This window comes from Hydrogenophaga pseudoflava (assembly GCF_031020795.1).
In the GTDB taxonomy this organism is placed as follows: Bacteria; Pseudomonadota; Gammaproteobacteria; order Burkholderiales; family Burkholderiaceae_C; genus Hydrogenophaga; species Hydrogenophaga pseudoflava_A.
This window is the reverse complement of record NZ_JAVHJP010000002.1, coordinates 749,478-774,487: the sequence shown is the minus strand read 5'-3', so window position 1 is coordinate 774,487 and position 25,010 is coordinate 749,478. Positions and strand designations below refer to the sequence as shown.

At 62.1% G+C, this 25,010-nt stretch carries 27 protein-coding genes; 14 read left to right on the top strand and 13 right to left on the bottom strand.

Annotated elements, in window-relative coordinates:
* The first annotated feature begins 133 nt into the window (after window positions 1-133).
* From RCO38_RS09445 to RCO38_RS09400, 10 genes are all read left to right on the top strand, one after another.
* On the top strand, window positions 134-1,243 hold the full coding sequence (locus RCO38_RS09445; RefSeq protein WP_308328035.1) for a TolC family protein: 1,110 nt from the start codon (window positions 134-136) through the stop codon (window positions 1,241-1,243).
* A gap of 13 nt (window positions 1,244-1,256) precedes the next feature.
* The gene (locus RCO38_RS09440) at window positions 1,257-2,645 is read left to right on the top strand and encodes a multicopper oxidase family protein (protein WP_308328034.1); all 1,389 of its coding nucleotides are present in this window, start codon (window positions 1,257-1,259) and stop codon (window positions 2,643-2,645) included.
* Window positions 2,646-2,705: 60 nt separating this feature from the next.
* A complete protein-coding gene (locus tag RCO38_RS09435; RefSeq protein WP_079364956.1) occupies window positions 2,706-3,197 on the top strand; it encodes a cupredoxin domain-containing protein in 492 nt (163 codons plus the stop codon).
* 49 nt (window positions 3,198-3,246) lie between these two features.
* Window positions 3,247-3,585, top strand: coding sequence for a copper-binding protein (locus RCO38_RS09430; protein WP_079364955.1), 339 nt, complete (start codon window positions 3,247-3,249; stop codon window positions 3,583-3,585).
* Between the two features lie 140 nt (window positions 3,586-3,725).
* On the top strand, window positions 3,726-4,088 hold the full coding sequence (locus tag RCO38_RS09425; protein ID WP_079364954.1) for a c-type cytochrome: 363 nt from the start codon (window positions 3,726-3,728) through the stop codon (window positions 4,086-4,088).
* 158 nt (window positions 4,089-4,246) lie between these two features.
* Window positions 4,247-4,747, top strand: coding sequence for a hypothetical protein (locus RCO38_RS09420; protein WP_308328033.1), 501 nt, complete (start codon window positions 4,247-4,249; stop codon window positions 4,745-4,747).
* Between the two features lie 282 nt (window positions 4,748-5,029).
* Window positions 5,030-6,445 (top strand): multicopper oxidase family protein, encoded by a 1,416-nt coding sequence (locus tag RCO38_RS09415; protein WP_308328032.1) that lies wholly within the window; start codon window positions 5,030-5,032, stop codon window positions 6,443-6,445.
* Window positions 6,446-6,465: 20 nt separating this feature from the next.
* Complete coding sequence (locus RCO38_RS09410; RefSeq protein ID WP_308328031.1) at window positions 6,466-6,714, top strand: DUF2933 domain-containing protein; 249 nt, start codon at window positions 6,466-6,468, stop codon at window positions 6,712-6,714.
* Between the two features lie 4 nt (window positions 6,715-6,718).
* On the top strand, window positions 6,719-9,106 hold the full coding sequence (locus tag RCO38_RS09405) for a heavy metal translocating P-type ATPase (RefSeq protein ID WP_308328030.1): 2,388 nt from the start codon (window positions 6,719-6,721) through the stop codon (window positions 9,104-9,106).
* Window positions 9,107-9,273: 167 nt separating this feature from the next.
* Window positions 9,274-11,538: a heavy metal translocating P-type ATPase gene (locus RCO38_RS09400; protein ID WP_374694528.1), complete on the top strand. Its 2,265-nt coding sequence runs from the start codon at window positions 9,274-9,276 to the stop codon at window positions 11,536-11,538.
* 107 nt (window positions 11,539-11,645) lie between these two features.
* Here the strand turns inward: RCO38_RS09400 and RCO38_RS09395 are convergent, their stop codons facing one another.
* The 9 genes from RCO38_RS09395 to RCO38_RS09355 form a co-directional block, all read right to left on the bottom strand.
* Entirely contained in the window at window positions 11,646-12,785 is a 1,140-nt protein-coding gene (locus RCO38_RS09395; protein WP_308328029.1) for a L,D-transpeptidase family protein, read from the bottom strand.
* A 140-nt stretch (window positions 12,786-12,925) separates the two neighbouring features.
* A complete protein-coding gene (locus RCO38_RS09390; protein ID WP_308328028.1) occupies window positions 12,926-14,254 on the bottom strand; it encodes a M23 family metallopeptidase in 1,329 nt (442 codons plus the stop codon).
* Between the two features lie 42 nt (window positions 14,255-14,296).
* The gene (locus RCO38_RS09385) at window positions 14,297-14,836 is read right to left on the bottom strand and encodes an SCO family protein (protein WP_308328027.1); all 540 of its coding nucleotides are present in this window, start codon (window positions 14,834-14,836) and stop codon (window positions 14,297-14,299) included.
* 100 nt (window positions 14,837-14,936) lie between these two features.
* Entirely contained in the window at window positions 14,937-15,641 is a 705-nt protein-coding gene (locus RCO38_RS09380) for a DsbA family protein (protein ID WP_308328026.1), read from the bottom strand.
* Window positions 15,638-16,054 carry a disulfide bond formation protein B gene (locus tag RCO38_RS09375; protein ID WP_308328025.1) on the bottom strand — a complete coding sequence of 139 codons (417 nt, stop codon included), beginning with the start codon at window positions 16,052-16,054 and terminating at the stop codon, window positions 15,638-15,640. The genes RCO38_RS09380 and RCO38_RS09375 overlap by 4 nt, the downstream gene beginning before the upstream one ends.
* Window positions 16,051-16,557 (bottom strand): signal peptidase II, encoded by a 507-nt coding sequence (gene lspA / locus RCO38_RS09370; protein ID WP_308328024.1) that lies wholly within the window; start codon window positions 16,555-16,557, stop codon window positions 16,051-16,053. Before lspA ends, RCO38_RS09375 begins: the two co-directional genes overlap by 4 nt.
* Window positions 16,558-16,659: 102 nt before the next feature.
* Window positions 16,660-16,998: a hypothetical protein gene (locus tag RCO38_RS09365; protein WP_308328023.1), complete on the bottom strand. Its 339-nt coding sequence runs from the start codon at window positions 16,996-16,998 to the stop codon at window positions 16,660-16,662.
* Between the two features lie 64 nt (window positions 16,999-17,062).
* Complete coding sequence (locus RCO38_RS09360; RefSeq protein WP_308328022.1) at window positions 17,063-17,458, bottom strand: DUF3703 domain-containing protein; 396 nt, start codon at window positions 17,456-17,458, stop codon at window positions 17,063-17,065.
* Window positions 17,433-18,098, bottom strand: a complete 666-nt coding sequence (locus RCO38_RS09355; RefSeq protein ID WP_308328021.1) for a cation diffusion facilitator family transporter — start codon at window positions 18,096-18,098, stop codon at window positions 17,433-17,435. Before RCO38_RS09355 ends, RCO38_RS09360 begins: the two co-directional genes overlap by 26 nt.
* Before the next feature lie 90 nt (window positions 18,099-18,188).
* Here RCO38_RS09355 and RCO38_RS09350 point away from each other — a divergent pair, with 90 nt between their 5' ends.
* Both RCO38_RS09350 and RCO38_RS09345 read left to right on the top strand, forming a co-directional pair.
* On the top strand, window positions 18,189-18,626 hold the full coding sequence (locus RCO38_RS09350) for a Cd(II)/Pb(II)-responsive transcriptional regulator (RefSeq protein ID WP_308328020.1): 438 nt from the start codon (window positions 18,189-18,191) through the stop codon (window positions 18,624-18,626).
* A 6-nt stretch (window positions 18,627-18,632) separates the two neighbouring features.
* A complete protein-coding gene (locus tag RCO38_RS09345) occupies window positions 18,633-18,950 on the top strand; it encodes a YnfA family protein (protein WP_308328019.1) in 318 nt (105 codons plus the stop codon).
* Between the two features lie 130 nt (window positions 18,951-19,080).
* Here RCO38_RS09345 and RCO38_RS09340 read toward each other — a convergent pair whose 3' ends face one another.
* From RCO38_RS09340 to RCO38_RS09330, 3 genes are all read right to left on the bottom strand, one after another.
* The gene (locus tag RCO38_RS09340; protein ID WP_308328018.1) at window positions 19,081-19,785 is read right to left on the bottom strand and encodes a helix-turn-helix transcriptional regulator; all 705 of its coding nucleotides are present in this window, start codon (window positions 19,783-19,785) and stop codon (window positions 19,081-19,083) included.
* 52 nt (window positions 19,786-19,837) lie between these two features.
* A complete protein-coding gene (locus RCO38_RS09335) occupies window positions 19,838-20,275 on the bottom strand; it encodes a hypothetical protein (protein ID WP_308328017.1) in 438 nt (145 codons plus the stop codon).
* A 200-nt stretch (window positions 20,276-20,475) separates the two neighbouring features.
* Window positions 20,476-20,889 (bottom strand): ACT domain-containing protein, encoded by a 414-nt coding sequence (locus tag RCO38_RS09330; protein WP_308328016.1) that lies wholly within the window; start codon window positions 20,887-20,889, stop codon window positions 20,476-20,478.
* 266 nt (window positions 20,890-21,155) lie between these two features.
* On the opposite strand from RCO38_RS09330, the gene RCO38_RS09325 reads away from it, so the two are divergent.
* Complete coding sequence (locus RCO38_RS09325; RefSeq protein ID WP_308328015.1) at window positions 21,156-22,100, top strand: fatty acid desaturase; 945 nt, start codon at window positions 21,156-21,158, stop codon at window positions 22,098-22,100.
* Complete coding sequence (locus RCO38_RS09320; protein ID WP_308328014.1) at window positions 22,097-23,356, top strand: hypothetical protein; 1,260 nt, start codon at window positions 22,097-22,099, stop codon at window positions 23,354-23,356. Before RCO38_RS09325 ends, RCO38_RS09320 begins: the two co-directional genes overlap by 4 nt.
* Here RCO38_RS09320 and argP read toward each other — a convergent pair.
* Window positions 23,288-24,298, bottom strand: a complete 1,011-nt coding sequence (argP, locus tag RCO38_RS09315) for an HTH-type transcriptional regulator ArgP (protein ID WP_308328013.1) — start codon at window positions 24,296-24,298, stop codon at window positions 23,288-23,290. The genes RCO38_RS09320 and argP overlap by 69 nt on opposite strands.
* Between the last annotated feature and the right edge of the window lie 712 nt (window positions 24,299-25,010).

The following is a 25,010-nucleotide window of genomic DNA, read 5'->3' as shown; positions in this document are numbered from 1 at the left end:
TGACCGCGAGTTTGCCCTCTGCGGGGTGGGTGTGACCGAAGCTGACATTTTTGTAATCCGGCCGACAGGGAAGTGACGCACACGCATGGCCAGAATCCGCATCACTTGATTTACATCAAAAGGAGCGAATGCAGTGAAACCTTTGTTCAGTTATCGGACCACGAGCCAAATGCTGGTGGCGGGCCTGCTGGTCCTGCCTTTGGCGCTGGCTGCTCAGACCGCCAGCCCAACGCAGGAGGCCGACTGGCGCCGGGCCAACGACGCGGTGGGTGCGCTCAAGCGTGGCCATGCCGACGTGCTCAAGTGGGAGCAGGCCAATGCGGGGGCGTCCACCACGACGCCGGGTAATACCACGGGTGTTGCCATTCCCAACGCAGAGGCTGCGGTTCGGATGGCCTGGACGGTGCACCGCGATCTGGCCCGTGCGTTGGCTCGGCTGGGTCCGAAGAACGAACAACTGATCGCTGAAGGCCGCTGGACAGAGATCGACCCCAGCCTGCAGCGTCGCGTCGAAGATGCCGGTGAGGTGCTGGAAGTGGCTGCAGCGGGGCGCAAAGCCTGGATTGAAGCTGTGGCCGCTCAACAGGTTCTGAAACACCAGCGCGACATGATGGAAGCCGCGCAGGCGGCCTATGAACTGGGGCAGCGCATGGTGACGGTGGGCAACTGGAGCAAGCTGCAGCTGTCTCCCGTTCAACTGGCTGCCTCCAACGCACGCATGAATCTGCGGCGTGCACAGCAAGCCGCCGCCCAGGCCCAGGCCAATCTGGTCAATACGATGGGGCAAACGGGCCTTCAGGAGGGCTTTGAGCTGCCGGGCCAGCTGCCTGCCATCCCGGTGCAGGCCATGACGGAAGTCGATCTGCAAAAGCGTGCCGACGCGATCCGCAACCAATTGCCTGGAGCTGAGAGTCTGCGCAACCGAGCGCTGGCCAGAAGCGCTATGAAGGTTTACTCGGCTGCCCATGCGCTGGCGCAGGACAGCCAGGGGGATGTGCTCAAGACCCGTGAGTTCATCACCGAAGAAACGGTGCTGCACTACAACGGCATGCTCAAAAGCGTCTGGGACCTGCTGGACGAGGTGCGCAACCAGTCCCAAGCCACGGTAGACGCCATTGGCGCACAGCGCGACTTCTGGATCGCCGAGACCGATCTTCAGTGGGTCTTGCAGGGCGGAGAACCGGACAGCTTCGTCTCGCTGGGTGGTGCCGGTGGAAATGCACCGACTGCAGCCGCACATTGAAAGGGCACAACACATGACCAACACAAACTCCAGACGACAGTTTTTTGCCGGCGCCGCCGCATCCGTGGCCGGCTTGGCCGTGGCCCGATCGGCTCTGGCTGGTTTGCCAGAACCCGTCATCCAGACGTCGGTAGAGACCGCACCACCCTTGATTCCGACGACCGGTCGGCCCTACAACCCGGTGGTCACGCTCAACGGCTGGACGCTGCCCTGGCGCATGAACGATGGCGTCAAGGAATTCCACCTGGTGGCTGAGCCCGTGGTGCGAGAGGTCTCACCGGGCTTCAAGGTCAACATGTGGGGTTACAACGGCCAGAGTCCGGGCCCCACCATTGAGGTGGTGGAAGGCGACCGCGTGCGCATCTTCGTGACCAACAAGCTGCCGGAACACACCACCATCCACTGGCATGGTCAGCGCCTGCCCAGCGGCATGGACGGCGTCGGCGGTCTGAACCAGCGCGCCATCCCCGTGGGGAAAACCTATGTGTATGAATTTGAGGCACGGCGCCCCGGCACCTTCATGTACCACCCGCATGCGGACGAAATGGTGCAGATGGCCATGGGCATGATGGGCATGTGGGTGACGCACCCGAAAGCCAGACACCCGCACATCAGCGAGGTGGACCGGGATTTCTGTTTCCTGCTCAATGCGTTCGACGTCGAGCCCGGCAGCAAGACGCCCAAGGTCAACACCATGACCGACTTCAACATCTGGTGCTGGAACAGCCGGGTGTTCCCGGCCATCGACACCTTGAACGTGCGCCTGAACGACCGCGTGCGCATCCGGGTGGGTAACCTCACTATGACCAACCACCCCATCCACCTGCACGGCCACGAATTTCTGGTCACCGGCACCGATGGCGGCCCGACCCCGCCCAGCACCCGCTGGTATGAGGTCACCACCGATGTGGCCGTGGGACAGATGCGGCAGATCGAGCTGATCGCCGACGAAGAAGGCGACTGGGCCATGCACTGCCACAAGAGCCACCACACCATGAACGCCATGGGGCACGACGTGCCCACCATGATCGGCGTGGACCACCGTGGCCTGGTCAAGAAGATCCAGAAGGTGGCGCCCGACTACATGCTGATGGGTGAACGCGGCATGGCCGACATGGGCGAGATGCAGATGCCCATTCCCGACAACACGGCACCCATGATGACCGGCACCGGCCAGTTCGGCCCGCTGGAGATGGGCGGCATGTTCACCGTCTTCAAAGTCCGCAAGGACCAGAAGCCGGGTGACTACAAGGACCCGGGCCCCTACAAGTTCCCCGAAGGCACCGTGGCCTACGAGTGGAACGGTGCACTGCCCCCGACACCGCGTCCTGCGGCCAGCAGCGACACCACACCCGCCACCGCCCAGGCGATCAAGCCCACCGCCAAAGGCATGTCGCACTGAGCGCTCAGCGTATCCAAGTTCTCCTCACTGTTTCCCCAACCACAACCCTGAAAGACAACCATGAAATTCGTCAAGTTCCACATCGCTCCCCGTGCTGGCTTTGTTTTCGCTGCTGCGGCTTTGGCAGCTTCCGCCACGTTCGCTGGTGGCACCCACGGCGGTGGGCACGATGAGTCGCCGATCGGCGAGGCCGGTGTCGCCGCAAACGTCACACGCACGATTGAAGTGGACGCCGCAGACAGCATGCGCTTCACGCCTTCGAACGTGTCGGTGAAAAAGGGTGAAACCATCCGTTTTGTCATCAAGAACTCCGGCAAAGTGCCGCATGAGTTCAGCCTTGGCACGGAAAAAGAGCTCAAGGAGCACTACGAGGTCATGAAGAAAAATCCAGGCATGGAGCACGAAGAAGCCAACAAGATTTCGCTCAAACCCGGTAAGCAAGGTGAAGTGATCTGGCGCTTCACGAAACCCGGTGTGGTGGACTTCGCCTGCCTGCATGTGGGCCACTACGACGCTGGCATGAAGGGCCAGGTCAAGGTAGCCGCCAAGTAAGCGGCTTTCCCAGCATCACAACCTCCACCCAATCACACAAGGATTCACGATGAAACTGCGACTGGTTCTGAGCGCAACCGCTCTGGCCTTCACGGCCTTTGCAGTCAACCCCGTGTTCGCTCAGATGAACATGGACCACGGAAAAATGGGCATGGCAGCCATGCCCGGCATGACCGACGGCGAGGTCCGCAGGATCGACAAAGAAGCGGGCAAGATCACCATCAAGCACGGTGACATCAAGCACATGGACATGCCCGGCATGACCATGGTCTTCGTGGTCAAGGACAAGGCCTTGCTGGACAAGACCAGCGTCGGCGCCAAGATCCAGTTCATGGCCACGAACGAGAACGGTCAGATGACGGTGACGGATATCCAACCGGCGAAGTGATCCTTCACCGTTTCAAGTCACTCCGGTTGGCTGCGGCCGTCCTAGCTCTGGCAGGGGTTGCCGCAGCCTTTTTCGGGTGGCGATCTCCTGACCTCTTCCGATCAGAGCCTGTCGGGCTGCTTCGACCTGATGACGCCGTGATGCTCACGCAGGGCGCGCTGATCTACCAGGCCCGGTGCGCCATTTGCCATGGCGTGAAACTGGAGGGTCAAGCCAACTGGAGAGAACGGGGCCCAGACGGGCGATTGCCAGCGCCGCCCCATGACGAAAGCGGTCACACCTGGCACCACCCGGACGATGTGCTGTTTCAGCTGACCAAGGACGGCGTGGCGAAAGCCGCAGGGCTTTCGGACTACGCGACCAACATGCCCGCCTTCGGCGATTCCCTCAGCGACGCTGACATCGTCGCAGTGCTGTCCTGGATCAAGTCCCAGTGGCCACCCGAGACCCGATCCCAGCACGACGAGCTCAACCGCCAGGCGAGACAGCGTTCGCAACACTGAACCTGACTTTTTTGTCATCTTCGGGTCATCTTGCCGACCCGGATCGATTTCTACAGTGACGGCATGGCGTGAAGGTGTGACACGCACCCCCGGTGACCGATCACCTCCATGCCGGCTCTGGCAATCCCGCCAGCAGCCAGTCATGAAAGGAAATTGACATGTCCAAGTTGATGCGCTCTCTGGTGGCCGCCGCCATCGCCGGCATTGCGTTCGCAGCCTCTGCTCAGCAAGCCGCAGACCACACCCAGCACCACCCGTCTACCTCGGCGGCCAGCACCACAACCCAGCAGGCCACACCCCAGGCTGGTATGCCGATGGGCATGTCTTCGATGCCGCAGATGCAGGAGCACATGCAGCAGCACATGGTCACCATGCAGGCACTTCGCGCCAAGATGGCAGCGGCCAAAACGCCGGCCGAACGCCAGTCTCTGATGGCAGCGCACATGAAGGCGATGCAGGAGGGCATGGACATGATGAAAAACATGAAGTCCATGGGGGGCATGTCTGGCATGCCGGGGGCGGGCACGCCTGGCGCCGACACGCCGGACCTGACCCAACGCCATCAAATGATGGAGATGCGCATGGACATGATGCAGAACATGATGGAAATGATGATGCAGCGCATGCCGCAGTCCCCCGCCAGTACCGGTGCCCAGTGACCGCGTCCACGTTCTGAGGCAGCGCCAGCTTTCGTTTTCAGTTCAGGAGATTTTGTGATGTCGATGTATTCGCGGCGGCAGTTTCTGAGTGGCGTAGGTGCTCTGGGTGCCGCGACAGCCTGCCCGGGCATCTGGGCGGCCACCGTTGCCCAGTCAGGCCTGTCCTCAGAACAGATCCTTCGCCTTGAGGCGCAGGCGCTGGGTTTCTCCAACCCCTTGCGACTCCCGGGAAGCAGCGGTCTTTTTGGCGTTCTGCCTGCGACAGACTTCAAGGAAGTCCACGTGGTCCGCAGCGAGATCGAAGTGCTGCCGGGGCAGCGCACCCCCATCCTGGCCTACGCCGTGGAATCGGGTGGCAAGAAGTTCCTCAACCCGGCGCTTCTGGCCCGCCGTGGTGACGAGATGCGGGTGAAGCTGATCAATCACATCGATCAACCGACGGTCATTCACTGGCATGGCCTGGGTGTCGACTCTCGCAACGACGGCAATGGCCTCAACGTCGTGGCGCCGGGCCAGAGCATGGACTACGCGTTCGCCTTGCAGGACCGGTCGTCGATGTACTGGTACCACCCCCACGCCCACGGATACATCCCTCAGCAGGCCTATCACGGCCTGGCCAGCCTGCTGTTTGTCGAAGACGATGATGAAGCCGCCCTGCGCAAGGAGTTGGCGCTGGCGCTGGGCGAATCCGAAATCCCGCTGGTGCTCCAGGACAAGGAGTTCGATGCACAAGGGCGCCTCCAGTACGCGCCCAGCACTGCCCAGTCTTTTGGTGGCTGGGTGGGCAGCCGGATGATGGTCAACCTGACCGAGCGCTCACACCTGAAGGCCGGGCATCGCATCGTGCGTTTTCGCATTCTCAACGGCAGCAACGCGCGCAGCTACCGGCTCGCGTTCCTGCAGGACGGCAAGGCGCTGGGCTTCTACCTGGCGGGCACGGACGGTGGCCTGCTCGCGCAGCCCTTGCGCATCGATCAGACCTTTCTCTCCCCGGGTCAGCGGCTGGATGTGCTGGTGGATTTCCGGGAAGCCAACCCCACCCGCCCGGTGACCCTGGCGTCCTTGCCCTTCGATCCGATGCACCAGGAAGGTGGTCACGACATGGCAACGATGGATCACAGCCAGCATGGCGCTGCACAAGGCACCGCCTCGCCTGCGGCGATGGCCATGGAAGGCGATGCGCTGGCGCTGATGCGGATCGACCTGACGCCGTCCAGCACGCTATACGACCGCCGTCTGCCTGCACGCCTGTCCAGCCTCACCGCTCCGGCTGAGCCGGCGGGCGCTGCGCGGCGCATGCAACTGGGCCACGATGGCAAGGGCCACTGGACGATCAACGGCGGGGTGTTCGACCACGCGGCGGTCCCATTGACCGTCCAGCGCGGTGCGCGTGAAACCTGGCTGATCGAGAACGCCGAACGCAGCATGCCGCACCCCATGCACCTGCACGGGTTCTCGTTCCGGGTGCTCGAACGCCTGGGCAGTCCCGCGCAGGTTCGCACTCTGGCCGGTGCACGCGGTCTGCTGCCTCAGGACCAGGGGGTGGTCGACACCCTGCAGGTGTGGCCAGGTGAATCCGTGCGCATCGCCATCGACTTTTCGCATGCGCACCAAGGCGATCAGGACTACGTCTTTCACTGTCACACGCTGGAACACGCCGAGGCGGGAATGATGATGCGATACGCGGTCAAAGCCTAACCAACAGAGCACCAGACACCATGAACCACGATGACAACGAGCCCCATGTGCCTTCTTTCTGGCGGCGCCCAGCCGGCATGGCGCTGGCGACGGCCGCCCTGATCGCCGGGTTCTATCTGCTGCGCGAGCACTGGGGCCATGTCCTGGGGTTCTGGCCCTACCTGCTGTTGCTGGCGTGCCCGCTGATTCACCTGATGCATGGACACGGTCATGGAGGACATGGTCGGCAGCCGCAGACACCCGGTCGGCCTCAGGACCACAAGCCGTAGGCCCATGGACATGAGCACACACCAACACCACAGCAGCGGCACCCCGCCGACCGTGCCCCCCCAGCCCACCGATCTCAAGGACCCGGTGTGCGGCATGAAGGTCACGGCGCAGTCGGCGCACACGCTGAACCACGCGGGGCGACCCTACTACTTCTGCAGTGTCAGGTGCCAAGGCAAGTTCGCGGCGAACCCGCTGCAATACTTGGTATCCGCAGCGCCGGCAGACTCAGCGCCAGCGCCAGCGCCAGCGCCAGCGCCAGCGCCAGCGCCAGCGCCAGCGGCCGCAGCCGCCGGCACCGTCTACACCTGCCCGATGCACCCGGAGATTCGCCAGGACCATCCTGGCATTTGTCCCAAGTGCGGCATGACGCTGGAGCCCTTGCTGCCGGAGCTCGAAGACGACGACAACCCCGAGCTGCGCGATTTCCAGCGCCGCTTCTGGTGGACGCTGCCGCTGACCGCAGGGGTCTTTGTGCTCGCCATGTTTGGCCACCGCCTCCGGTGGATGGACATGTCCGTGCAGAGCTGGGTCGAGATGGTCTTGTCCATTCCCATCGTTCTGTGGGCCGGGTGGCCGTTTTTCTCGCGTGGCTGGCAATCGGTGGTGAACCGAAGTCCCAACATGTGGACCTTGATCGGCCTGGGCACAGGGGCCGCGTTTGTCTACAGCGTGGTCGCGACGGTCACGCCCCAGGTGTTCCCGGACTCGTTCATCTCCATGGGCCGCGTCGCCGTGTACTTCGAGGCCGCCGCCGTGATCATCTCGCTCACGCTGCTGGGCCAGGTGCTCGAACTCAAGGCACGGTCGCAGACCTCGGCGGCCATCAAGTCGCTGTTGGGCCTGGCGCCCAAAACCGCCCGCCGCATCCGCGCCGACGGCACGGAAGAGGACGTGCCATTGACCCATGTGCATGTGGGTGACGTGCTGCGCGTGCGCCCCGGCGAAAAAATCCCGGTGGACGGCGAGGTGACCGAAGGCGGCAGTTCGGTCGATGAATCCATGCTCACGGGCGAGCCGATGCCCGTGTCCAAACGGGTGGGTGACAAGGTGATTGGTGCCACGCTCAACACCAGCGGCGCGCTGGTGATGCGCAGCGAGCGCGTGGGCGCGTCCACCATGCTGTCGCAGATCGTGCAAATGGTGGCCCAGGCACAGCGCTCCCGGGCACCGATGCAGCGCATGGCCGACGTGGTGGCGGGCTACTTCGTCGTCACGGTGGTGGGCATTGCCTTGCTGACTTTCTTCGGCTGGGGCCTGTTCGGCCCCGAGCCGCGCTGGGTGTTCGGCCTGATCAACGCGGTATCGGTGCTGATCATTGCCTGTCCCTGCGCCCTGGGTCTGGCCACTCCCATGTCCATCATGGTCGCGACCGGTCGGGGCGCCACGCACGGCGTGTTGTTCCGGGACGCCGCGGCGATCGAGAACATGCGCAAGATCGACACCCTCATCATCGACAAGACCGGCACGTTGACCGAGGGCCGCCCGAGTTTCGAGCGCGCCATTCCGGCGCCCGGATATGACGCCGACGAGGTGCTGCGCCTGGCCGCCAGCCTGGACCAGGGCAGCGAGCACCCGCTGGCCGAAACCATCGTGCGCGCCGCCCGCGAACGCGGCATGGCGCTGGACAAGCCCGAGAACTTCGAATCCGGCTCGGGCATCGGCGTGCGTGGCCAGGTGGCCGGGCGCCAGCTGGCACTGGGCAACACCACGCTGATGGAACAAATCGGTGCATCCGTCGCGGCGCTGGTGCCGCAGGCCGAGGCCTTGCGTGCAGAAGGTGCCAGCGTGATGCACCTGGCGGTGGATGGCCAGCTGATGGGCCTGCTGGCGGTGTCCGATCCGGTCAAGGCCAGCACGCCGGAGGCCTTGGCGACCCTCAAGGCATCGGGACTGCGCATCGTGATGGCAACCGGTGACGGCCTGACCACGGCCCAGGCTGTGGCCGCCCGCCTGGGCATCGACGAGGTGCATGGCGAGGTCAAGCCGGCCGACAAGCTGCTGCTGGTCGAGCGCTTGCAGAAAGAAGGCCGCGTGGTGGCCATGGCCGGCGACGGCATCAACGATGCGCCGGCACTGGCCAAGGCCGATGTGGGCGTGGCCATGGGGACCGGGACCGACGTGGCGATGAACAGCGCGCAGATCACGCTGGTCAAGGGCGATCTGCGCGGCATTGCCATTGCGCGCGCGCTGTCCGAGGCAACGGTGGGCAACATGAAGCAGAACCTGGTGTTTGCCTTTTTGTACAACGCGCTGGGCATCCCGGTGGCGGCCGGCGTGCTGTACCCGTTGACGGGCTGGCTGCTGTCGCCCCTGATTGCCGCGCTGGCCATGAGCCTGAGTTCGGTGTCGGTGATCGGCAATGCGCTGCGGCTGCGACACGGGAAACCCTGACGACGCCTTCCGATGGGCTTGGTCGGACCTGTTCAACAAGAACGGACTTTGAGGACAAGAAGGAGATCCTCGCCACGCTCTGCAGACCATCTCAAAAGGGCTTGACTCTGTGGTCGCTACAGGGTTTTAAATGTGCCGATTGCTTCAAAGCCATTCCGAGGACCCTCATGAGTACCCTGCATCCCGAAGAACCCCATGCCAGCCACTCCTGTGGGTGTGGAACCACCTGCGGAGCGGGGCCCTCTGCCACCGTGATGCCCCCGCCAAAACCGGTTCCAGAAGGTGTACCGGTTTTTCGTATTCCTACCATGGACTGCGCGGCGGAAGAGGGCGAAATCCGCCATGCTCTGGCCAATCTCCCGGGCCTGCGCAGCCTGAGCTTTCAACTGGGCGCACGTACGATTGCCATCGATGCCCCTGCCGATTCGGTTCAGCAGGCGTTGGATGCCATTCGCAAAGCCGGATTCAATCCGGTTCCCTTGTCCGAGGGCGCGGCAGGCGAGCATTCCGGGCACGATCACGATCACGATCATCGGCATGACGACCGGGGCCTTGCGCTGCCAGAAGGTCTGCCCAGATACGCGCTGGCATTGTTGTTGGCCTTTGTTGCTGAAAGCATCTCATTCTTTGCGCCAAGCACCCTGGTGTTCACCGGCCTTGGCATGGCCCTTGCGGCGGCGGCCATTGGCTTGGCCGGGTTTTCGACCTACGTGAAGGGCTTGGCCGCATTGCGCAACCGGCGTTTGAACATCAATGCGCTGATGACTGTCGCGGTCACGGGCGCGTTCCTGATCGGTCAGTGGCCGGAAGCGGCTATGGTGATGGCCCTGTACGCGATTGCAGAACTCATTGAGGCCCGCTCGGTGGACCGTGCGCGCAACGCCATCAAGGGCCTGCTGAACATGACGCCAGAAATGGCCGAGGTCCAGCAAGCGGATGGTTCCTGGTCTGACGCTCTGGTCAAGACCGTCGCGATCGGCTCCATCGTCCGTATCAAGCCTGGAGCGCGGGTTCCCCTGGATGGCGAGGTTGTCGCGGGCAACACGTCCATCGATCAATCGCCTGTGACCGGTGAAAGCATTCCTGTTGACAAAGCGGCCGGAGACCTCGTGTTCGCCGGCACCATCAATGCGACCGGCATGGTTGAGGTCAGGGTCAAATCCGAGGCCAATGACACGCTGTTGGCTCGCATCATCCACGCGGTCGAGCAGGCGCAGGGGTCGAGGGCTCCCACCCAGCAGTTCGTGGACCGCTTTGCCTCCATCTATACACCTGCGGTTTTTGCACTGGCATTGGCCGTGTGTTTGCTCACGCCTTGGCTCATGGGCTGGACCTGGATGCAGGCTATCTACAAGGCCCTGGTGCTTTTGGTCATCGCTTGTCCTTGTGCGTTGGTGATCTCCACTCCGGTCACGGTGGTCAGTGGTCTGGCTGCAGCAGCTCGTCGCGGCATTCTGATCAAGGGGGGTGTCCATCTGGAAGGCGCACGCAAGATCAAGGCCATTGCGCTGGACAAGACCGGCACCATCACGCAAGGAAAACCCAAGCTGGTGGCGACCGAAGTTCTGACTGGTGGCCCCGGTGAATCACAGGTCCTGCGCTGGGCCTCGGATCTGTCGGCCCACTCCGACCACCCCGTCTCACAAGCCATCGCACAAGGGCTTGAGAGAGAAAAGGGCGGCAGCCTGTTCACTGGTTTCACCGCATTGCCGGGGCGTGGTGTTGAAGCCCAAGCCGATGGATTGACATTGATTCTGGGGAATCACCGACTGATGGAAGAGCGCGGCCTCTGCAGTCCCCAGATCGAGGCGCGTCTGGCAGAGCAGGAAGCACAGGGCCGCACGGTCACGATGCTGGCGTCCAGCAGCCAGGTGCTGGCAATCTTTGCTGTGGCCGACACCATCAAGGAGAGTTCGCGCGAGGCCATTGCAGAGCTTCACGCTCTGGGTGTGACGTCGGTCATGCTCACGGGTGACAACGTTGCCACCGCCAAGGCCATCGCGATGCAAGCTGGGATTGACGATGCGCGCGGTAATCTGCTTCCGGAGGACAAGCTCGCCGCTATCGAGGCGTTGCAAAAACAATTCGGCTGTGTGGCCATGACGGGCGACGGGATCAACGACGCTCCAGCGCTTGCGCGCTCCGACATCGGCTTTGCCATGGGTGGCGCGGGTACCGATACGGCCATGGAAGCGGCGGACGTGGTGATCATGAACGACGATCTGCGCCGCATTCCCGAGACGATCAGGCTCTCACGCAAAACCCAGTCCATCCTCTGGCAAAACATCGCATTGGCTCTGGGCATCAAGGCCGTGTTCTTGCTGCTCGCCTTGTTCAACGGCGCGACGATGTGGATGGCTGTGTTCGCCGATATGGGGGGCAGTCTGCTCGTCGTTTTCAATGGACTGCGGGTGCTTCGCATGGGGCGCTGATTGGCATGCCCCGGTCTGAAAACCGCGCTCAGTGGGGCCCCTCCTACCGGTGAAACCCTGCCGAGATGTTTGGGTGGTCACGTTTTTGCGAGACAACCAAACGCAGATCAGCCGGTCACGCCGTCGTAGAACAGCTTCCAGCGGCCCTGTTCCTTGCGCCAATACTGGCGCTTGACCAGCCCGCGTGTTTCACCTTCCACGATCTCGGCAAAGTTGACCACCGTGACTTCGGCGCCGCGTTTCCAGCGAAAGATCGACACCTCCTTGAGATCGATGCGCCGGTTCTGGCGCGTTGGCGCTGCAGCGCGCACCAGCGTCTTGAGCGGCCGGTCCTGTACCCCATCGTCCGCCTGGAAGTCCCGGGCTGACAGGGCCAGCATCGTCGCCCGGTCGCCCAGTGACCTGGCTTCCGTCCAGCGTGAGAGCAGCTCGCGAAACTCCGCTCTTTGGGCAGAGAGCGTGTCCGGTCTGACCCAATTCACCTCGTCGGCAATGATGACCGGCGTGCGGCGTGGCTCCAGCTCGCGCATGAGGTAGGCCATGTCGTCGTTGGCCAAGGCCACACAACCTTCGGTGGCGTAGGGGCTGCGGACGTAGGACACGCGAGGCACGCCATGCAACCAGATGCCGCTGCCCGTGCGGCCCATGCGGCGGTCGTGCTCGTTCGGGTAGTTCAGCGGCAGCGCGCCGATGCCGTACAGCTCTTCGACCTGCTGGTCGTCCAGCCGGCTGGTGATGTGGTACACGCCCAGCGGCGTGCGCAGATCACCTTCCACCTCTTTGTCGAAACCCGCCCGACCGATGGACGCGTAGAAACTGCGGATCAGCTGCAGGCCGCCTGACTGCTGCTCGAACACATAGACCCGTGAATGGCTGGCGTCCACGACGACCACATGCCGAATGTTGCGGGCGAGCTCCAGCAGCTGCTCCGGCACGGTGCCGGGCAGTGGCATCTCCCTGAGTGAACCCAGGCGCCGGGTGGCTTCGGCGCGCAGCTTCTGCAGTTGCTCCCGAACAGGCGGAGGGCCATCCGTCACCGTGGAGAAGCTGGACATCGATCCACTCTGGGCCATCAGAAGGTCCCCGTAGACGAGCTGTCCCAACTGGAAACCCGGCACATCCCGCACCAGCGCTGCGGCCAATGGCAGGGCTTGCCGGTCCCCGGCCGCGATGGCGCGGTAGACCGCGATGAGGCGTGCTTCCGGCGACGAACGCAATGAGCCGGCCAAAACAGCGCCGTCATTCAAGCTGTTCCTGGTGGTCTGGCCACTGGCCTGTCCGAAAGGCAAGACCAGAGACGCACTTGCGAGCGCCGCTCGGGAGAGCAACTTTCGTCGGGTGGTGACCCGATCGGGTGGTACCAACATGGCGTCGTTCTGTCCGAAGGTCATTGCGCGTTGGCCTGGGCGACGGAAGCGGCCATGGCGAGTTGTTCCCGCATGGCCTTGACCTCCTGCTTGAAGCCGGGCAGCTGGGCCACCGCAACGGTCGAGACCGACGTATCGCTGGCGATCCGCGACGGGTTGGTTTGCACGCCTTTGACGAGGTATTCAAAGTGCAGGTTCGGGCCTGTCGCCGTGCCGGTGGAGCCGACCGTTCCGATGGTCTGGCCTTGCTGCACGCGTTGGCCCACCCGGACGGCGATGCGTTCCAGGTGCGCATACGCAGTGGCGGCTTTGTCGGGGTGCTGGATCACGACGTAGTTGCCATAGCCACCTTGGCGACCCGCGAAGCTCACCACGCCGTCGGCCACGGTTCGGATCGGGGTTCCGGCCGGCGCGCCGTAGTCCGTGCCCTTGTGGGACTTCTGCTCCCCGAACACCGGGTGGATGCGTGGCCCATAAGAGCTGGTGACCCTGGAAAACGCCAGGGGAGAAGCCAGGTAGGCGCGTCGCTGACTCGCCCCATCTAGGCTGACAAATTCGCCCGCTTTGCCAGGCGCCTGGAACCACATGGCCTGGTGTGTTTCCCGGCCATGCTGGATCTCGGCGCCCAGCAGCTGTCCTGTGAACAGGATTTCGCCGTCCAGCTCGAAGGCTTCATAGACAAGATTGACGCGCGTACCACGCCGCAGATCGTGCTGAAAGTCGAGGTCTCCGGAAAAGGCCTCGACCGTCTGCGCGGCGATGGCATCTGGAATGTCGGCCTGATCGGTGGCCGCGTAGAACGAGGAGCGAATGGTGAGCGAGCCGAACCGCACCAGGCGACGTGGCGTGGGCTGTTCGAGCCGGGCGTTGAATCCAATGTCTTGCCGCTCCACCACCAGTCGACTGACGCGCTGCTTGTCGGCGTCCACCCAGCGCACCGACAAGGTGCTCAAGCGCCCCTCGGGGGTACGGGTGACAGAAGCCAGCTTGCCAGAAGCACCCGTCAGCAGCAGCCGTGATGTGGTGTCACGGGCGAGAAAGCTCTGTGCTTCACGATCATCGACGCCCAGCCGTTTGAGCAAGGCCTGCAGGGAGTCGTCTCGGCGGGTGAGCTGCGATTGGTGAATCAGAAACTCGGGCGCCGATGCCGTCAGCGCAGGCTCCGCCAGAGGGGTATCCATGGTCTCCAACACCTGCCGGACCGGCCACTGGGCGGCGTCAGGCAAGGTAGGTGAGACGCCAAAGGCCACGACACCCGTGCCCAGCAGCAAGGTGCCCAGGGCGGCCAGCACGGGCCGTCGGTGGCTGTGGATCAGTGTTTGCAGATTGCGCAAGTGGACAGGCTTCATGGCAAGGCAGGCAGTGGCTTTATTCCCAGGGCTTGAAGCGCCTCAGGCCGCGGACAAAAGGACCTGGATGTCCGATGCGATCGTGGCGGCATCGGTTCCGTAGGCGGAAAACAGGCGGACCCGGGCTTCGGTGTCGAAGATGTACTTACCCGCCGAGTGGTCCATGGTGTAGGAGGTCGGGGTCGAACCCGGGACCTTCTTGTAGTAAATCTTGAAGCCAGTTGCGACGTCCTGGAGTTCACCGGGTTCGGGCCGCAGCGCGATGAAACTCGGGTCGAAGTTCGCCATGTACTCCTTGAGCAGCGCCTGCGTGTCCCGCTCGGGGTCCACCGTGATGAAGAGCACCTGCAGCTGATCACCCTGGGCGCCCAGCAAGCGCTTGACTTCCGCCATGGTGGTCATCGAGGTGGGGCAGACGTCCGGACACTGCGTGAAGCCGAAGAAGACGACCGCGATCTTGCCCTTGAAGTCCTTCATCGTCCTCAGATTGCCGTTGTGATCCTTCAGCCGGAGATCCTGGGCAAAGGAGGCGCCGGTCACATCGGTGCTCTTGAACTTGGGCGCTTCTTGTGAACAGGCCATCAACGCAGGGATACCTGCCAAGCAAGCGAAAAACGTCTGAACAAATCGCCGACGGTCCACCGACGAATCGTTTGAAATGGGTGAAAAGCGCTGTGTCATGTCACTTTTTGGCTTTGGCCACTTCTTCGGCCACGAGCGCCATCAACTGCTGATCGCCAAAAGACGGCAGTCCGCGGCCATTGACGAAGAAGGTGGGCGTCTTGGTCACTTCCAGGGCGGTCAGGTCCTCGATGTCTTGCTTCAGAACCGCGTCGATGGCTGGCGTCTGTGCGTCGGCCTGTGCCTTCGCGATGTCCAGGCCCGCCTCTTGCGCGGCGCGGTACGCCAGATCGAGGTTGGGTTTGCCGTGGTCGGCCCACTGCGGCTGGGCGGCCAGCACCATCTCCAGCACGGGCAGGTACTTGTCCTGCAGTTTGGCGGCCTCCAGCAGCTTGACCACCTGATCGGAGCCCGCATGGAAGGGGGCGTACCGGACCACCAGGCGCACATCGTTCGGGTATTGCTTGAGGATGTCTTTGACGATGGGATAGAACGCCCGGCAGGTCTCGCACGCCGGATCAAAGAACTCGACGATGGTGACCGGCGCGTTGCGCGGCCCAAAGACTGGCGAATGGAAGCGGACCAGGCGGTTGTCTGCCTGGCTGCCCGACGGGTTGACCGGCTGACCGGTGGATTCTTTGACGGCCTGATTGACCTTCTCCGCCTGCGAGTTCTGGACCCGCTTCTGGTAAGCATTCATGCCCAGGACGAAGAACACAAGGACGATGGTGACCAAGGCGGCGACGGTGATTTTTTTGGAGTTCATCGGGAGGACTTTCTGAGGTAGACGACGAGAAGGATGACCAGCGCCATGAACGCGGCCAGTGACAGCCAGGGGATCTGGACGCCGTTGAGGATTTCGAGCTTCTGGTCCGCGCAAGACACCCCGGCGCTGCATGGCACCCAGGCTTTGGGGATCAGGCCCGCGACCAGCAGGGTGTGGTAGCCGGCCATGGCCAGACCGCCCAATGCCAGGGCCAGGGCATAGACAGCGCCCCGGCGGTCATCGGTGAAACAGGCGATGCCCAGAACGATGGCGATGGGGAACATGAAGATGCGCTGGTACCAGCACAGCACGCAGGGCGTCATGCCCATGACTTCACCGATAAAGAGCGCGCCCAGGGTGGCGGTGGTGGCCACCAGCCAGGCCAGCAGCAGCAGGGTCCAGGAGCGCATCATGGGGCGCTCCCTGAGGTTGCTTTGGTCGGGCGAAAGGACATCAGGATCCAGACCCCCACAGCGAGCACGATGAACACGTCGGCCAGGTTGAACGCTGGCCAGTGCAGACCACGCCAGTGCAAGTCGAGGAAGTCGGTGACGGCGCCACTGACCATGCGGTCAATCAGGTTGCCGCTGCCGCCGGCCACCAGCAGCGCACCCGCCACGCGTTCGAGTGGGTCCACCCGGCGCGCCAGACTGACGAATGTGATGGGAACGACCACCGCGAAACCGACGGCGATGAAGAACACCCGCTGCCAGCCACCCGCATCGGCCAGCAGCGAAAACGCGGCGCCGGTGTTGAGCACGTGGACTAGGTTGAACCAGGTGGTGACTTCGACGGCCGAGCCCAACGCGATGGTGCTGGCGAACCAGGCTTTGCTCAACTGGTCCAGTGCCAAAAGAAAGGCCACGGCGGTGAGCCAAGCCAGACGGGGACGATCCCGCGAGGGAAATGCAGACATGAAAAAGACCCTGAAAGAACGGACATCACCAGCCGCGAGGGCTGGCGCGTTTCACAGGGATCGGAGTCAGCGCTGGGCGCCGTCAAAAAAACCGAACCCTGGTCAGGCCAGGGTGGGCCACTGCGGCCGTTCGGGCCGCTCAACGAGAAGGACTTCGGTCCAGAGGCTGGCCACCATGTGCAAGCGGGTGGCCTCGTCGCTCGAGACAAAGGGCGCGCAGACCGGCAGGGCCAAAGCGCCGGAGTGACAGCTCCCGCAGTGGGAGTGCTGCGCATAGGACTCGCCGAGGTGGTCATCGGTGTTGGCCAGCGCAGGCGGGACTGTCAGAGTAGCATGCGCCGAAGCACAGAGCTCATGCACACAAGGCTCGTGCTCGGCCGCTCCCGCCCATTGCAGGGGCAGGCAGAACAGCATCAAGAGGGTGAGCAGAACGAGGCGCATTGAGAAGGGATTTTACGGCGCTGGCGCTGGATGGGATGCTCAGACCTGGTTGGCCTCAGGTTGTTCAGCTGTCAGGTGAGGACTGGAACTGGCGAATGGTGGCCCAAAGTTTCGGGGTCACCTTCATGAGCTGGAACGCACTGATGTTTGCGCGACCGGGGTTGCCCAGCGGCAGACGGCCAAGAAGATGCCCAAGAGGCACCAGGAGCAGCCTCAGGAATTGCCCGCTCAGCTCGGAACGGTCGCGCGTCCGCCAGGCGAGCCCCAGCATGCACCAGTGAGAGCGTGCATGCGGGAGCAAACGCGTCTGCCCCAGGACATGCATGGCTTCGAGCAGGTGCCAGGCTTGAGCAACATCGTGATGATCAAGGCGCTGGTAAGCCTGTGACAGCCGCTCGAAGGTGTGCGCGTCGAACGCCACCGTCGCCACGGACTCAATGGGCGTGGCCATGGTGGTCATGCCCGTGGTCGCTGGCATCTGTGGTTCCAAGTTCTCCCCTGGCCTGACGCAACACCTGCCAGCCGGCGTGAAGGGCGAGCAACGCCATCAGGCTGGCCACTATCAGGTCTGGCCATGCTTTCCCGGTTCCGAACACCCCCAATGCGGCCAGAAACACCGCCACATTGCCGATCGCGTCGTTGCGCGAGCACAGCCAGACGCTGCGCATGTTGGCGTCGCCTTCGCGGAAGGTGTAGAGCATCCAGGCCACACCCAAGTTGGCGGCCAGTGCCATGAGGGCCACCACGCCCATGGTGGGCGCGTCTGGCGTACCCCCGTTCCAGATCGACCAGATGGCCTGACCCAGGACAAACACCCCAAAGCCCATCATGCTGACCGCCTTGAGCATGGCGGCACGCGCGCGCCAAGCCAGGGCCGACGCCAGCACCGCCAGCGACACGCCGTAGTTCAGCGCGTCACCCGCAAAATCGATGGCGTCGGCGATGAGGGACAAGGAGCCCGACGTGAACCCTGCCGACAGTTCAACAGCGAACATCGCGGCATTCACCGCCAGAGCGATCCACAACACCCGGCGGTAGCGGGTAAGGTTGGCAATCTGGGCGGGCTTGGGGGTTTCGTGCTCACAGCAATGGGCGGACATGGGAACTCCTACAGGTACAGAATGAGGGTATTGAAAACCCTGAAGCGGCTCCAGAGTCAAGTCTTCACCTCAAACGACCTGAAAGACCTCATGCGCATCAAAGAACTGGCACAGGCCACTGGCGTGGATGTTGAAACCATCCGCTACTACGAGAAGCAAAGCCTGCTGCCAGCACCGGCGCGGCAGGACAACGGCTACCGCGACTACACCGATGCTCACCTGGAACAGTTGGCCTTCATCCGGCACTGCCGAGCGCTGGAGATGCCGCTGGCCGACATCCGCCGACTGCTGAGTGCGCTGGATGCACCGAGCGAGCCGCACCCGGACGTGGATCACCTGGTGCAAGAACAGATCGAGCGGGTGCGTGCAAGGCTCAAGAGCATGCGAGCGCTGGAGAAGCAGCTGTTGCTGCTCAAGGCCAGTTGCGGGCGTTGTGACGACAACGGGGCCGATTGCGGCATCCTCAAGGAGTTGGTGGCTGCCGCGCACGGCGAGGCCTGTGCATGCCATGCCCATCTTGCGCATTGACCGACCATGAATACCTTTTTGCTTTACGTCGCTACCGCATTGGCCGAGATCGTTGGCTGCTATCTGCCCTGGCTGTGGCTTCGCCAAAGCGGCTCAGCGTGGTTGCTGCTGCCGGCCGCAGCCAGTCTCGCACTGTTCGCTTGGCTGTTGACTTTGCATGATGCAGCTTCGGGCCGCGTTTACGCAGCCTATGGCGGCGTGTATATCGGTGCAGCCATCGCGTGGTTGTGGGCGGTGGATGGCGTCCGGCCTTCAGCCTGGGATGTAACCGGTGCGGCAGTAGCCTTATTGGGTATGGGGATCATTGCGTTCCAGCCACGCTGATCGTTTCGGCGCATGGTCGGTCCATCCTTCAGACCAGCCGACCAACTGTTGCTTGAGGGCCTCTTCGTCGAATGGCTGCTTGCTGGCTCATACAACATTGGCGCGACATGAAGGAATGTCTGGGGCTAGCCTACAGAAGTCCGTAGAGACGGGCTATGCGGACGGCTGACCGCCGGTCAGGCGCCCCCAGCTTGGCATTGAGCCGCTGAAACCGGCAGTCGATGGTTTTGGCTTCCAGATTCATGGCAGCGCCGATGACTTTGCTGCTGTGGCCAGCGGCCTCATGACGCAAGAGGGACAGGTCCGCTTCCGTAAGGTGCCCCCCTTGTAGCAGCTCTTCTCGCATGGATCGTGCGATCCAGTGATGCAACTCCATGGCGAGCGCACGCGCCAGCACCCGCACCTTGGGGTAGCTTTCGCCGTCTAAATGGCTGGGGTCAACTGATCCCAGGCACAAAACGCCCACCCGGGAGAGGCCTACGGGGCTGGGAGCAGGTGCAATCAGGGTGGGAGTGAAGCCATGCTGTGCCGCTGCGTTGGTGAAATCAATTTCTTGGTTCGATGAGCAGGCCAAGTCGCTGGAGCGGATCGGCTCCGCGTTGCTCGATGCATACCGCAACCAGGGGTCGTGTTCGAACCATCGGTGAGCCGCGTATGCAGCCGCCCATGACGGGTCGCAGGCCCACATCGACCGAAAGGAGGTTTGGGTCGCATCATCCCGAAGGCAACTCAGGAAGACACCCGCGTCAGCACCCAGACCAACAACAACTTCGTGAAAGAGCAACAGCACCTCGCCTGAAGACCTGACATCTGCGATCAGCGGCAGGAGCTGCAAAACACGAACGTCCTCCACGCAGCCCCAGCTGTGCGAGGCGTACTTGTTGCGTTCAGAACTTGGCTCTGAATGCCGCATGGCCTTCGCGCACCAGCTTGTTGAACAGTAGTCCGTCTTCAAACCGAAGGGGCTCAACCGCGCACCAGAAGTCGAAGCTCTTCTCGTCACGAAACACCATCATCTGTACCAACCGTATGCTCGCACCTTGACGCTGGGTGCGCTCCATCAGCAAACCGTAGTTGGTTGTGCGCAGCAGAAAGGTCACGGCGCCATCGGCGGACACGAGCAACGAATCATTACCCGTAGAAATTGCAGTATTGCGGCCAGCAGCCAACGCAGTCGACTCAGCGCGTTTCGTAACTAGCGCCGAGCGCTTGGCGCCCAGCGCGCGAGCGGGTGCATCGATGGGGTCAATGCGGCGTTTGAACGTGGGTCTGGTCAACACGGAAGGTGCTGACGTCAGCACCACGGGATTCTGAAAGTTCCTCATCCCCACTCCTGCAGATCTGGTTGACCGACAGGCCGCGCAGCGCTGTTGCCGCGTGACCCACACATCAAGTCTCAACTGACTGGATAGAGGGGAGGGTAGACAAGCGCATCGCGCGATGTCAAAGGAATTTCGGGGAGGGCGACCAAATCTGCAGCTGGGTCAGTTGCGCTAAACGACGAGAACCCGGTGCACCCAGCGAGTCAAATCACTGCTGGTGCGCTGCTTTGGCTCAATGCCTCCAGCAACAAAACCGCTTCGTCGGCCCGATTCACAGGGATGAATAGGTGATCGTGGTGGAAGGCTGCGACCGCGTTGCAGGGGATGCTCGCTTTGGCCAAGGTCGTGGAGATCATGGCCAGGAAGCCGATGGCCTCCAGTGACGAGTGCACGGTGAGCGTGATGAGTTTGGCCTCGAAAATGAAGGGCACTTTGGCCCGAACGGCTTGAGAGCGTTCCACAATGGCCGTCAACCCTTCTGACTCCCTGAAAGTGCAGATGGGAGAGAAGTCAGCAGGGAGTCGATGATCCTGGAAGGTGCAGTAGACGTAGGTCTCTGGCCGAAGGTCAGGGGCCATCATTTTCTGCAGCCGAACTTGGTCTTTTTCTCCGCTCATCCGATGTCCTCCTGCACAGGTCAATGATGTTGGCTTTCGGAGTCGATTATGGGCGGGTGGTGTTCGTTCGGCGCGTGCACAAGTGCGCAGGTACGTCGCTGAATGGGTCGGTTTAGCTGAATTGACGCGCCGCCAAAGTTCCTAAACCGTGGCGCTCAACCGGAATCTGCTGCTACCGTCTGGCGCAGCCCGGCACAGACTCCCGCCATCCACTGCTTTGACTGCCGGGCACCACACGGCAAAGCACAGTGAGAAGGAGTGTCCACATGGCACCGACTTCCGAAATCCTCGCGGACATGGCCGACCTTCGCAACCAGCTGAGGCAGCAGCGTAGTCCGTACAGCGAGTTGTTCAAGCTGCGTCCCTGGCAAGTGCTGCTCGATATTGCGTTCGATTGGGCGTTGATCCTCGCCGCAGTCGCTGCGGTCGTGTGGCTCGATGCAGTGCTTGCGCCGTTGTCCGTGCTGGTGATTTCCAATCGGCAACGGGCACTTGGCAACATTCTTCACGACGCGGGTCACCGGAACATCTGTAGAAACAAGCATAGGAACGACTTCATCGCCCGGGTGCTGGTGGCGCCACTGCTGTTCGCCAGTCTCTCCCGGTATCGGGAGACACACTTCCAGCACCACTTGGAGTTGGGCCGCACGCAAGGTGACCCTGACCTGATTCTGGGGCAGGATCAACTGCCATCTTTCTGGATGGTCAGCTACGCCAGGTGCTTGCTGCCGTGGCACACTTGGCTGGGCTCACTGGGCGGTCATCTGTTCGCGCGGGAGGTCAGCTTGCGGAGCAAGGCCTTCATCATCGGATGGTGGACGAGTCTTGTTGGAGTGCTCGCCATGTTGGGTAGTGGCGATTTTGCGTTGGCTTTTGTGGGGCTGTGGTTGCTCTCGCGAGCCACGCTTTTTCATTGCATCACCACTTTTCGCGAGATGTGCGATCACTTCGGGCTGCTCCCGGGTGGGGTGTTTGGCTTCACCCGTGACATGGTCTGTCACGGACCCTGGCGCTGGATCATCCATCCGCGCAATAACGGCTACCACCTCACCCACCATCTGTTGCCAGCAGTTCCGTACTACCGACTTCCGGAAGCTCACACACTGCTAAGTCGGTTGCCCATGTTCGAGGATCGGGCACACATTTGCCGCGCTTACTTCCGCACAAGGAATGCGGTAACAACCGAGTGGCAGAGCAGGGGGGCGACGTGATAGATCGCGTCCTGAACAGCATCCAGATCGCGGCGTTGTTGGTGTCAGCCAGCTACGGCATCGGCTTCTTGTTCGGTTCTGGAGAACTGGCCCTGGCACACGGGATGGCCGGAAGCATCTACGGAGTCGCCACCGGGTTAGGCATGCTGGCACTCGCACTGGTGGCCAAGCCTTTGTGGAAGTCTGGGTTGTCAGTATGGGAGTTGTTTGGGCAAGCCTACGGCGCGCAAATGCGTGGCCTGGTCGCTACGCTGTCCCTGCTTTGGATGGCAGGTGTGCTCGCCGCACAGATTCATGGCGGTGTGGCTGTCGCTCGCTTGCTGGGAGTGCCAGATCCGTATGGACTGATCATCGTGCTGGGGCTGATCTACGCCGCAGCACAAATGAGCCTTCACATCGCTTCGGGAGTGTTCGCCGGATGCCTCCTGTTGAGCGGAGTGGTTCTCGTGTACACCCTTGTCACTGCAGATGGGCTGGCACTCTACCTGGATGCAATGCCTAGATTTGTGGAGGACTTGGATACCTTCAGTCCGCCCCAACTGGGTACCATGTTGCTCGCTGTTGGCCTCCTGGTCGTCACGGGAGCCGACTACCACCAGTTCGTGATGTCTGGTCGATCGGCCCGAAGCGCTGTGATTGGATGCGTCACCGCCGGAGTGGTGCTGATTCTGATTGGGTTCTTGCCGGCGGCCGTTGTGGTGGCAATGCAGTCGGGCGGTGTGTTGGTGGATATGCCAGATGGCAAGCAAGTCATCCCTTGGGTGTTGTCCCAAGCGTTGGGCAATCTTGCGTGGGGACTTGAGGCTGCCATGTTGGCAGCACTCTCGCTTGCTGCGCTGGGTTCGGGCGCGGCGATTCTGCGAGCGATGTCCTCAGCCATGAGCACGACCCAGTCAGCCAAACACCGACCAAGGCTTGCGTCGGCTGTATCTCTCATCATCGGGGCTGCGCTTGCCTCGCGAGATCAGGGCATCGTCGAAACCATGGTGTCGGTCAACATCATTTATCTGGCCAGCGTCGGCGTCTGCTTTGTTGCCCTGCTTGGAGACATCAGCCTGACTCCTCAACGTGCCAGGGCCACCATGGTCACGGGGGGTGTCGTGTCTGGATGCGTATATGCGGCCAGTTGGCTAGGCCTGTGGGCACCGCAGCCTGACGCGCTCTCGCTGATAGCCGGACTTGCTGCATCAATGGGAGTTGCAGTCGGCTTTGGAGTTGTTGCCAGCCACAGCCGCACTGACGTGACGAAGTCTTGATGCTGAGTCGCCCGAACCTGCAACCAGGACCACCGGCGCATCGACTGCGCGTGAAACCAGTTCGCGGTGAGCCACTTTGACTATCAACGCAGTCACGTCGTGGGCCAATGGCGGTTCGAGTTCCCAATGGTGCCAGTACAGATCGACCATGACGCTGTGGTTGGGGCACAGGTCCAGGAGCCGTCCGCTGTCCATCAACGCTTGGGCCTGGGTGCTTGGGATCAGGCCATAGCCCGCGCCCATAGCCACACCCTCCAGCAAAGCCACCGGTGAAGGCAAAAAGTGTTTCGAATACCGGTCAATCGAAAACCCGAATCGGCTCTTCAGGAACTCGTCATGCAGGGAATCTTTTCGGTTGAAGAGGACAGCAGGGGCGGTGAGAACCGATGGAACAGTCAATCCGTCTGGAAAGGCACTTGCCGCGAATTGAGGCGTTGCATAACAGCGGTACTCCATGGCTCCCAGGCATTCGGCCGCGAAACCGTCTGCTGCCTTGGCACTTGTCGAGATGCACCCGATGACTTCGCCGCGAGACAGTAACTGCGAAGTGTGATCCTGGTCATCTGCGACAACTTCTAGTGCGACCAGCTGGCTCAGCAGAAGTTCTTTCAAAACCTCTGGAAACCAAGTGGCCAATGAATCGGCATTCACCGCGATGGACAGCGGAATAGGGGCGTGGAGTTTTGGCTGTGGCGCCAGCGCCTGCAAGGCGGCCCCCTCCATAACCCTGAGTGCCTTTACGTGCCGCAGCAGAACTTCACCTGCTGGGGTGGGTGAAACTGGCCGATCCCGAAGCACCAGAACCGTAGATAGCGATTCTTCCAGCGCCTTGATTCGTTGGGATACGGCGCCCCGTGTGATGCTCAGTGCAGTCGCCGCTTTTTCAAAGCTCTGCTGCTCAATCACCACAGCAAAAGTTTCCAACTGATCACGATCCAGCATGGGTATCTCCCGATGTCTGGCTGACGCGGTTGCCAACCTGCGCTATTTAGTTGGTCAAGCGGAAAATGTGTCGATGGTTTTCATGTATCAATCGCTTCCGATAAGTTACAAGCGGTATCGAGTGTTTTCCGATTCAAGGAGGTGAGAAATATTTCTGGAAGACAAAAATTACACGTGGTTGCCGTGCGTAATTAATCGCTTGAAGGAATGTGGCATCCTTTAAAGATCAGAAAAGGAGGTGGCCTATGTGGCTGCTGGTTGCTCGCGAACCGAGTCAAAATGCCCCCCAATGGGCTGGTAGAAGGAGCCTCGCTGCGTTGGACGCGGTTGCTTGGCCCGTGGCCACCGTACTCTTGATTTCCCTTTCGCACCTGCAACTCGGAGTCATAGGACCAGTTTTGATGGCGGCAACTCTGTTGCTGTCAGTTTGCCGGCTTCGCCGAGCCATCTGGCTGAACCAGCGTTACCGCTTCACCACTTGGCGATGGGGTGGTATGGTTCTCAGTCTGATGTTAGTTGGGGCTGTCCTGAAGCTGAGCATCTGAACGATGCAGCAAGCGTGGAACAGCGATGCCAAACCTCGCTGGATCGTGCAGCCACTCAAGCGTGTTGCGCCAGATCTTTCGGCGCCATGGCCTAGGCTGCACCCAGGGGAATGCGTATCGGGTGCGATAGATGCCAGAGGCATTCTGTCCCAGCACGATCATGAGCA

What these genes read in the sequence shown, in the direction of transcription:
- RCO38_RS09440 (WP_308328034.1), top strand. Translation starts at nt 1,257, where the DNA reads ATGACCAACACAAACTCCAGACGACAGTTTTTTGCCGGCGCCGCCGCA.
- RCO38_RS09435 (WP_079364956.1), top strand. Translation starts at nt 2,706, where the DNA reads ATGAAATTCGTCAAGTTCCACATCGCTCCCCGTGCTGGCTTTGTTTTC.
- RCO38_RS09430 (WP_079364955.1), top strand. Translation starts at nt 3,247, where the DNA reads ATGAAACTGCGACTGGTTCTGAGCGCAACCGCTCTGGCCTTCACGGCC.
- RCO38_RS09425 (WP_079364954.1), top strand. Translation starts at nt 3,726, where the DNA reads ATGCTCACGCAGGGCGCGCTGATCTACCAGGCCCGGTGCGCCATTTGC.
- RCO38_RS09420 (WP_308328033.1), top strand. Translation starts at nt 4,247, where the DNA reads ATGTCCAAGTTGATGCGCTCTCTGGTGGCCGCCGCCATCGCCGGCATT.
- RCO38_RS09410 (WP_308328031.1), top strand. Translation starts at nt 6,466, where the DNA reads ATGAACCACGATGACAACGAGCCCCATGTGCCTTCTTTCTGGCGGCGC.
- RCO38_RS09405 (WP_308328030.1), top strand. Translation starts at nt 6,719, where the DNA reads ATGGACATGAGCACACACCAACACCACAGCAGCGGCACCCCGCCGACC.
- RCO38_RS09400 (WP_374694528.1), top strand. Translation starts at nt 9,274, where the DNA reads ATGAGTACCCTGCATCCCGAAGAACCCCATGCCAGCCACTCCTGTGGG.
- RCO38_RS09390 (WP_308328028.1), bottom strand. Translation starts at nt 14,254, where the DNA reads ATGAAGCCTGTCCACTTGCGCAATCTGCAAACACTGATCCACAGCCAC.
- RCO38_RS09385 (WP_308328027.1), bottom strand. Translation starts at nt 14,836, where the DNA reads ATGGCCTGTTCACAAGAAGCGCCCAAGTTCAAGAGCACCGATGTGACC.
- RCO38_RS09380 (WP_308328026.1), bottom strand. Translation starts at nt 15,641, where the DNA reads ATGAACTCCAAAAAAATCACCGTCGCCGCCTTGGTCACCATCGTCCTT.
- RCO38_RS09375 (WP_308328025.1), bottom strand. Translation starts at nt 16,054, where the DNA reads ATGATGCGCTCCTGGACCCTGCTGCTGCTGGCCTGGCTGGTGGCCACC.
- lspA (WP_308328024.1), bottom strand. Translation starts at nt 16,557, where the DNA reads ATGTCTGCATTTCCCTCGCGGGATCGTCCCCGTCTGGCTTGGCTCACC.
- RCO38_RS09365 (WP_308328023.1), bottom strand. Translation starts at nt 16,998, where the DNA reads ATGCGCCTCGTTCTGCTCACCCTCTTGATGCTGTTCTGCCTGCCCCTG.
- RCO38_RS09360 (WP_308328022.1), bottom strand. Translation starts at nt 17,458, where the DNA reads ATGACCACCATGGCCACGCCCATTGAGTCCGTGGCGACGGTGGCGTTC.
- RCO38_RS09355 (WP_308328021.1), bottom strand. Translation starts at nt 18,098, where the DNA reads ATGTCCGCCCATTGCTGTGAGCACGAAACCCCCAAGCCCGCCCAGATT.
- RCO38_RS09350 (WP_308328020.1), top strand. Translation starts at nt 18,189, where the DNA reads ATGCGCATCAAAGAACTGGCACAGGCCACTGGCGTGGATGTTGAAACC.
- RCO38_RS09345 (WP_308328019.1), top strand. Translation starts at nt 18,633, where the DNA reads ATGAATACCTTTTTGCTTTACGTCGCTACCGCATTGGCCGAGATCGTT.
- RCO38_RS09335 (WP_308328017.1), bottom strand. Translation starts at nt 20,275, where the DNA reads ATGAGGAACTTTCAGAATCCCGTGGTGCTGACGTCAGCACCTTCCGTG.
- RCO38_RS09330 (WP_308328016.1), bottom strand. Translation starts at nt 20,889, where the DNA reads ATGAGCGGAGAAAAAGACCAAGTTCGGCTGCAGAAAATGATGGCCCCT.
- RCO38_RS09325 (WP_308328015.1), top strand. Translation starts at nt 21,156, where the DNA reads ATGGCACCGACTTCCGAAATCCTCGCGGACATGGCCGACCTTCGCAAC.
- argP (WP_308328013.1), bottom strand. Translation starts at nt 24,298, where the DNA reads ATGCTGGATCGTGATCAGTTGGAAACTTTTGCTGTGGTGATTGAGCAG.